Source organism: Streptomyces bohaiensis (assembly GCF_012033785.1).
Lineage (GTDB): Bacteria > Actinomycetota > Actinomycetes > Streptomycetales > Streptomycetaceae > Streptomyces > Streptomyces bohaiensis.
Map to the genome: position 1 here is coordinate 1 of NZ_JAAVJC010000276.1, position 6,229 is coordinate 6,229.

The 6,229-nt window shown below is 73.6% G+C and carries 6 protein-coding genes; 5 read left to right on the forward strand and 1 reads right to left on the reverse strand.

Annotated elements, in window-relative coordinates:
* From HCN52_RS20705 to HCN52_RS20715, 3 genes are all read left to right on the forward strand, one after another.
* On the forward strand, positions 1-730 hold a 730-nt coding region (locus HCN52_RS20705), incomplete at its 5' end, for a hypothetical protein (RefSeq protein ID WP_168089968.1).
* Complete coding sequence (locus tag HCN52_RS20710; RefSeq protein ID WP_168089969.1) at positions 727-1,311, forward strand: hypothetical protein; 585 nt, start codon at positions 727-729, stop codon at positions 1,309-1,311. The genes HCN52_RS20705 and HCN52_RS20710, both read left to right, overlap by 4 nt.
* A gap of 168 nt (positions 1,312-1,479) precedes the next feature.
* Positions 1,480-1,674: a hypothetical protein gene (locus HCN52_RS20715; protein WP_168089970.1), complete on the forward strand. Its 195-nt coding sequence runs from the start codon at positions 1,480-1,482 to the stop codon at positions 1,672-1,674.
* A gap of 211 nt (positions 1,675-1,885) precedes the next feature.
* On the opposite strand, the gene HCN52_RS20720 is transcribed toward HCN52_RS20715, so the two are convergent.
* A complete protein-coding gene (locus HCN52_RS20720) occupies positions 1,886-2,167 on the reverse strand; it encodes a hypothetical protein (protein ID WP_168089971.1) in 282 nt (93 codons plus the stop codon).
* Between the two features lie 322 nt (positions 2,168-2,489).
* Here HCN52_RS20720 and HCN52_RS20725 point away from each other — a divergent pair, with 322 nt between their 5' ends.
* Together HCN52_RS20725 and HCN52_RS20730 are read left to right on the forward strand one after the other, a co-directional pair.
* A complete protein-coding gene (locus tag HCN52_RS20725; RefSeq protein ID WP_168089972.1) occupies positions 2,490-3,647 on the forward strand; it encodes a winged helix DNA-binding domain-containing protein in 1,158 nt (385 codons plus the stop codon).
* 333 nt (positions 3,648-3,980) lie between these two features.
* Positions 3,981-6,229, forward strand: a 2,249-nt coding sequence (locus HCN52_RS20730; protein ID WP_168089973.1) for a HelD family protein, incomplete at its 3' end; no start/stop codon positions are given.

Consider the following 6,229-nt stretch of genomic DNA (forward strand, 5'->3'; position numbering starts at 1 on the left):
CAAGGCCGACCACGCCTACCGCGCCTCACGCATCGGCACCATCACCGCCGAACACATCGCCGTCATCCACACCACCCTCGGCGACTACAGCGACATCCCCAACCGCCCCGACCTCCCCCGCGCCGACCTCCCCAACACCGAACGACTGCTCTACCAACTCGCCCTCGACAAGGACGCCTTCGCCGCCATCGAAGGCGCCTCCAGCGCCCAGACCGGACTCGCCGTCGAACAGGTTCTCAGCAACGAGCGATACGAACAGGAAACGAATTCCGCCTTGGCGAGAGCGGTTACACCAGGTTCTATTACTGCCGGCATCATGGCGGAATCCCGGGCCACGTCTGCGCATAATGAAATGATAGACGAAGAGGGCCTCAAAACCTGGAAGAAATGGAGCGAGCGAGGCCTCAACACCATCTCCGACACCGCCACCAAGGATATTCCTTTCGCAGGAACCGCCACCGCCAAGATCTTCGACGAAATCAACGCAGCACTCTACAAGGACCTCGAGGAGGAAAGAAAAATCAACGCGGACAACAAGCGCGCCGAAGTGAGGTACGACTCCGGGGTACAGCAGGAGGCGGTTGCCGCGACTAGCGTGGACAGAGCACTGGCACGCATCTATGGTGATGAAATCCCCGATCACGTCGACGCCGAAGCCCTCAAGGACACTGCCCGGGCAGCAGCCAACGATCAGTACCTGGCGGGACGAGTGAAGGGATCCAGCAATTGACTGAGAGGGTCCGGATATTCAGCGTCGCATGCATCGCCCTGTTGATGAGTTCGACCGCTTGTTCCAGAGGAGACGACGGCGAGGTCGAGCAGTCGCGAAGCTACGACGTACCCGAGAGCTTGTGCGGCATCGAAATGCCGGGTGTAGAGCTCGACAAGCTTTTCCCTCCTGGCGAGAGAATCGAGGAGCGACAGCAATCCGAGCAAGACTCCGAGCGGTACGGATCATTTACGTGCCAGTACCTGGTCGACCGAGTCCCCGTCCTGCTTGTCTCCGGCCATTTCGATGTTCACGGCGACATCGAAACGCCACCGTGGCAGTCGTACGCGATGCGTGGCGATCCGGGGCGGGAGAGCGTCGCGGTAGAGGGCGATTTCGAGGCTCGGGCATGGCCGGGAGCTGCGGGGGCCGTGGCCCAGTGCCCGTTCGACGGCGAGCTCGACCCGTACTACGTGTCGGTGGTCAGCATGTATCCGAAGGACGAGGACGAGGCTGTCGAGGTGGTGAGCGAGCTCATTCAACCCGCCGCGGCCCACGCTGAGGAGCACTGCACCGCATCACAGCCGGGCGCTCCTGGGTAAGTACCGCTCGGCCCGTCCTGCCACCGTGGACACCGTCGCCCCGGAGCAGGTCGGGCTGGTTCAGCACTGACAAGGTGTGCCCGCCGGCGGCCGGAACCCGACGGGGTTCGGCTACGCGTGCAGAGGCGTGGGTATCTGCTGGGACACCCCTCCACGACAGGAGTCGCCGTGGCACCGCTGACCTGGCTTCGCCTCTTCGTCGCTGTCGCTGCCCTGGCCGGTGCGCTCGCGCTGGTGCAGGCGTTCCGCCTCGAGGGCCGGGAGCAACTGGCCCTCGGCCTCGTCGGGGCCGGCGGCCTGATCGCCGCCGTCACCCTGGGCTTCGCGCTCCGCCGCGGCTTCGGCGACGGCAGACGCCCGTGAACGGCGGCTCGGCCGATCCCCGGAAGCGAGGTGAGCGGCGGGCGCGCTGTTCGGGTCGGAGAGCCACGCGAACGCTCTCCGCGCCGCGTTCCCGCTCCCGCTCCCACAGCGCGTGCCCCTGACAGGGCACAAGCAGGTGGGTCGGTGGCCCACCGCTCCCGGGACCGCCCCGGGAGCGTGCTGGCCCGAGCCCGCCTCTGCCCCGGCCGTGTCAGCCCGCGGCCGGGCCGCGGGCGGCGGGGACGCGGGTGGTGGACGTGGCGTCGGGACCGTCGCCCGGATCGGTGCGGCCGAGGAGGACGACATCGGTGACGACACCGGCGAGGACGCGAGCGGTGTGGAGCACCCCGCCGAAGCGGCCGCGGCGTGCTTGCGACCCGGCTGCCTCCGCGTCCTGGCCGACCAGACCGGCGGCCTGCGCGGTGAGCGAGCTGAGGGCGGTGGCGCCGTGGGCGGAGGAGCGGGGACCTGGGGTGAACGTCGTGGTAGCCATGGCTCCACTGTCCGCCCGCGAGTACCTCGGGCGCATCGGTCCAAGGTCCCACCTCTGGTACCGCTCAGGTCGGACCCAGGTACCGGTCGCCCCCGACCCGTCCCCGACGCGTCCGGCCCACTCGTCGGGGGCCGACCCCGCAAGGACCTCCGACCGAGGCTCGCGGCGGGACCGTGTCGGCGGTGCGGAACACCGGGGCACGGGCCGTGCGCCGGAGGCCCTGCCGGGCGCACGGCAGCTGGGACCGCCCACCGCGGCGCGGGGCCCCGTGGGAGAGAGCTGGGCCGGGCGGGTGTCGCCCGGCGGGTGTGATGATGCCCGGGTGACCGCGACACCCGCCGAACTGAACCGCGCCACCCTCGCCCGTCAGCTGCTGTTGGCCCGGGAGCCACTCCCCGTCACCGACGCCGTGGGGCGGCTGCTCGCCCTGCAGGCGCAGCACCCGGCCTCGCCGTACCTCGCCCTGTGGAACCGCGTCTCCGGGTTCGACCCCGCCGCGCTGGACGCGGCGTTCCGCGACGGCTCCGTCGTCAAGGCGACGCTGCTGCGGATGACCCTGCACGCGGCGCGCGCCGAGGACTATCCGTTCCTGCGGTCCGCTGTGCAGCCGGTGCTGCGCGGCGCGCGCTACGACCGCCGGTTCCGGGAGACGGGCATGGCTCCGGCCGAGGCGGAGGCACTCGTGCCCGGCCTGCTGGCGTTCGCCTCGGTACCGCGGACCACGGCCGAGGTGGACGGCTGGTTGGCCGGGAACGCGCCGACGGCCGCCCGGGCGGCGCTGTGGCGGACGCTGCGGGCGGTCGCGACGCTGGTCCACGAGCCGGCCGTCGATGCCGCCTGGTCGTTCGGGCCGCGCCCGGTGTACCGCGCTGCGGCAGCGCCTCCGGCGCTGGACGAGAACGCGGCCGGCGCCGCGTTGCCGCGGCTGGTCCACCGCTACCTCGCCGGGTACGGACCGGCCTCTGTCGCCGACATCGCGCAGTTCTCGCTGATCCCGCGCGGCCGGGTTCGGGAGGCGCTGGCGGCGCTGGGCGAGGAGGTGGTGGAGTCGGGCGGCGAGCACCGGCCGGCGCTGTACGACGTGCCGGGCGCGCCGCGACCGCCCGGGGACGCGCCCGCCCCAGCGCGGCTGCTCGGGATGTGGGACAACGTGCTGCTGGCCCACGCCGACCGGTCGCGGCTGCTGCCCCCCGAGTACCGCACCGCGGTGACGCGGGCCAACGGGGACCTGCTGCCGACGCTGCTGGTCGACGGCCGGGTGGCCGGTGTGTGGCGGGCGACCGGCGGAGGCGTCGAGGGGTACGCCTTCCGGTCGCTGCCGCCGGCGACGTGGCGCGAGCTGTCGGCGGAGGCGGAGCGGCTGGCCGCGATGCTCGCGGGGCGGGACGCCGAGGTGTACCGGCGTCATCACCACTGGTGGGAGAAGCTCGGCGCTGCAGTGGCGGAGTGCCGCATGCTCAGCGGGCCGATCGCAGGCTGACCCGGCGGCGGCCCGACGGGCGCCCTGCCCGCAGGGCGCGGGGACGGCCCCCGGCACCCGCGGCCTACCAACGCCCGCGCCCCGGGCCGGGCCCGCCGCCGGACACCGCACCCCGCCGCGCCCGGCCCGCGCCCCGCCGCCGCAATCCGGTTGCACGGCGCACGGTGTCCGCCCTAGGCTCCCGTGCTCTGCTGCCCTCCGTGCCCGCCGTGCCGGGGAGGCGCCGACCGCACGGCAACCGGTCGGCACCCACTCGCTGTCGACGCTGTGCCGACCGCCGCCCCGATCCGGGCCGGCGGCGCTGCCGCGTGACCTCCCGGAAGGCCCCGCACCATGCCCGCCGTGCCCACTCCCGGCCCCGCCGCCGACCCGACTCCCCCGCCGACCCCCCCGCACGCCGACGCTGCCCCGGCCCATGGGCGGCACGTCGACGCCGCGGACCCGCTGCGCACCGAGCGCGCCCACCTCGCGGCCTCCCGGACGGCGTTGCGCGCCATGCGGCACGACGCCGAGTCGCTGGACATCCGCGACGTGACCGCGAACTGGGTCAACGCCGAGGTGCTGCGCGGGGAGATCGAGCAGCGCATCAAGTCGCTGGCAGACCTCGTCGACACCCCGTTGTTCTTCGGCCGGCTGGACTACCGGCACCCGCTCGACGCGGAGAGTGAGAGCGGCACCCGGTTCTACATCGGCCGCCGCCACGTCCACGACGCCGAGGGCGACCCGATGGTCATCGACTGGCGGGCCCCCGTCTCGCAGCCCTTCTACCGGGCCTCGCCGTCCGATCCCCAGGGTGTGGAGCTGCGGCGCCGCTTCGGGTACGACGGCGGGAGCCTCACCGCCTACGAGGACGAGCACCTGACCCACCTCACCGACGAGGAGCGGGCGCGCGGCGCCGGCACGGCGGCCGGTTCCGCGCTGCTCCAGCGGGAGATCGAGCGGCCGCGCGTCGGCCCCATGCGGGACATCGTGGCGACGATCCAGCCGGAGCAGGACGCCATCGTCCGGTCGCCGCTGGGGACGACGCTGTGCGTGCAGGGTGCGCCGGGCACCGGCAAGACCGCGGTGGGGCTGCACCGGGTGGCGTTCCTGCTGTACGCGCACCGGGAGCGGTTGGCGCGCAGCGGGACGCTGGTGGTCGGCCCGAACGCGTCGTTCCTGCGGTACATCGAGCAGGTGCTGCCGGCGCTGGGCGAGCTGGAGGTGCGGCAGTCGACCGTCGCGGACCTGGTGGCGCACGTCGAGGTGCGGGCGGTGGACACGCCGGCGGTGGCGCTGCTGAAGGGCGACGCCCGGATGGCGGAGGTGCTGCGGCGCGCGGTGCGCGCGGGGGTGAGCATGCCGACCGAGCCGCTGGTGCTGGTGCGCGGCTCGCGGACGTGGCGGGTCCCGGCGCACGAGATCGAGGAACTGGTGCGCGAGCTGCTGGACCGGGAGATCCGGTACGGCGCGGCCGGTGAGGCGCTGCCGCAGCGGATCGCGCACGCGGTGCTGGTGCGGATGGAACGTTCCGGGGAGGCGCCGGACGACCGGGTGCAGGCGGCGGTGGCACGGAGCGCTCCGGTGAAGGCGCTGGTGAAGGCGGTGTGGCCGGTGGTCGATCCCGCGAAGGTGGTGCTGCGGCTGCTGTCGGACGCGGCGTTCCTGGCGGAGCAGGCGTCGGGGGTGCTGTCGGAGGAGGAGCAGCGGCTGCTGCTGTGGGAGAAGCCGGCGCGCGGCGTGCGGTCCGCGAAGTGGTCGGCGGCGGACGCCGTGCTGGTCGACGAGGCGCGCGACCTGGTCGAGCGGACGCCGTCGCTGGGCCACGTGGTGCTGGACGAGGCGCAGGATCTCTCCCCGATGCAGTACCGGGCGGTGGGACGCCGGTGCTCCACGGGGTCGGCCACCGTGCTGGGCGACCTGGCGCAGGGCACCACGCCCTGGGCGACGGGCGGCTGGGAGGAGGCGCTGACGCATCTGGGGAAGCCGGAGGCGGCGGTGAGCGAGCTGACGGAAGGGTTCCGCGTACCGCGGCAGGTCATCGCGTACGCCTCCCGATTGCTGCCGGCGATCGCGCCGGAGCTGTCGGAGGCGACCTCGGTCCGGGAGTCGGCAGGATCGCTGGAGATCCTGGCGGCGTCCGCGCCGGAGGAGCTGCCGCGGCGGGCGGTGGCCGCCTGTCGGGACGCGCTCACCCACGAGGGGTCGGTGGGGCTGATCGCCGCGGACGCGGCGCTGCCCGAGCTGTCGGAGGCGCTGGAGGCGGCGGGGCTGCCGTACCTGTCGCCGGGTGAGGAGACCAGCGCGGGCCGCCGGTTGACCCTGGTCGCGGCGTCGCTGGCGAAGGGCCTGGAGTACGACTACGTGGTGGTGGCGGAGCCGGCGGGGATCGTCGCGGCAGAGCCGGACGAGCGGACGGGGTTGCGCCGGCTGTACGTGGCGCTGACCCGGGCCGTCTCGGGGCTGGCGGTGGTGCACCACGCGCCGGTTCCGGCGCTGCTGTCGGGCACCGGGGCAGCGTCGGCGTGCGGGGGGGTCGGCGGGGGAGTCGGGTCGGCGGCGGGGCCGGGAGTGGGCACGGCGGGCATGGTGCGGGGCCTTCC

Excerpts from the sequence above, each read along its gene's own strand:
- HCN52_RS20720 (WP_168089971.1), bottom strand. The coding sequence starts at position 2,167 with ATGGCTACCACGACGTTCACCCCAGGTCCCCGCTCCTCCGCCCACGGC.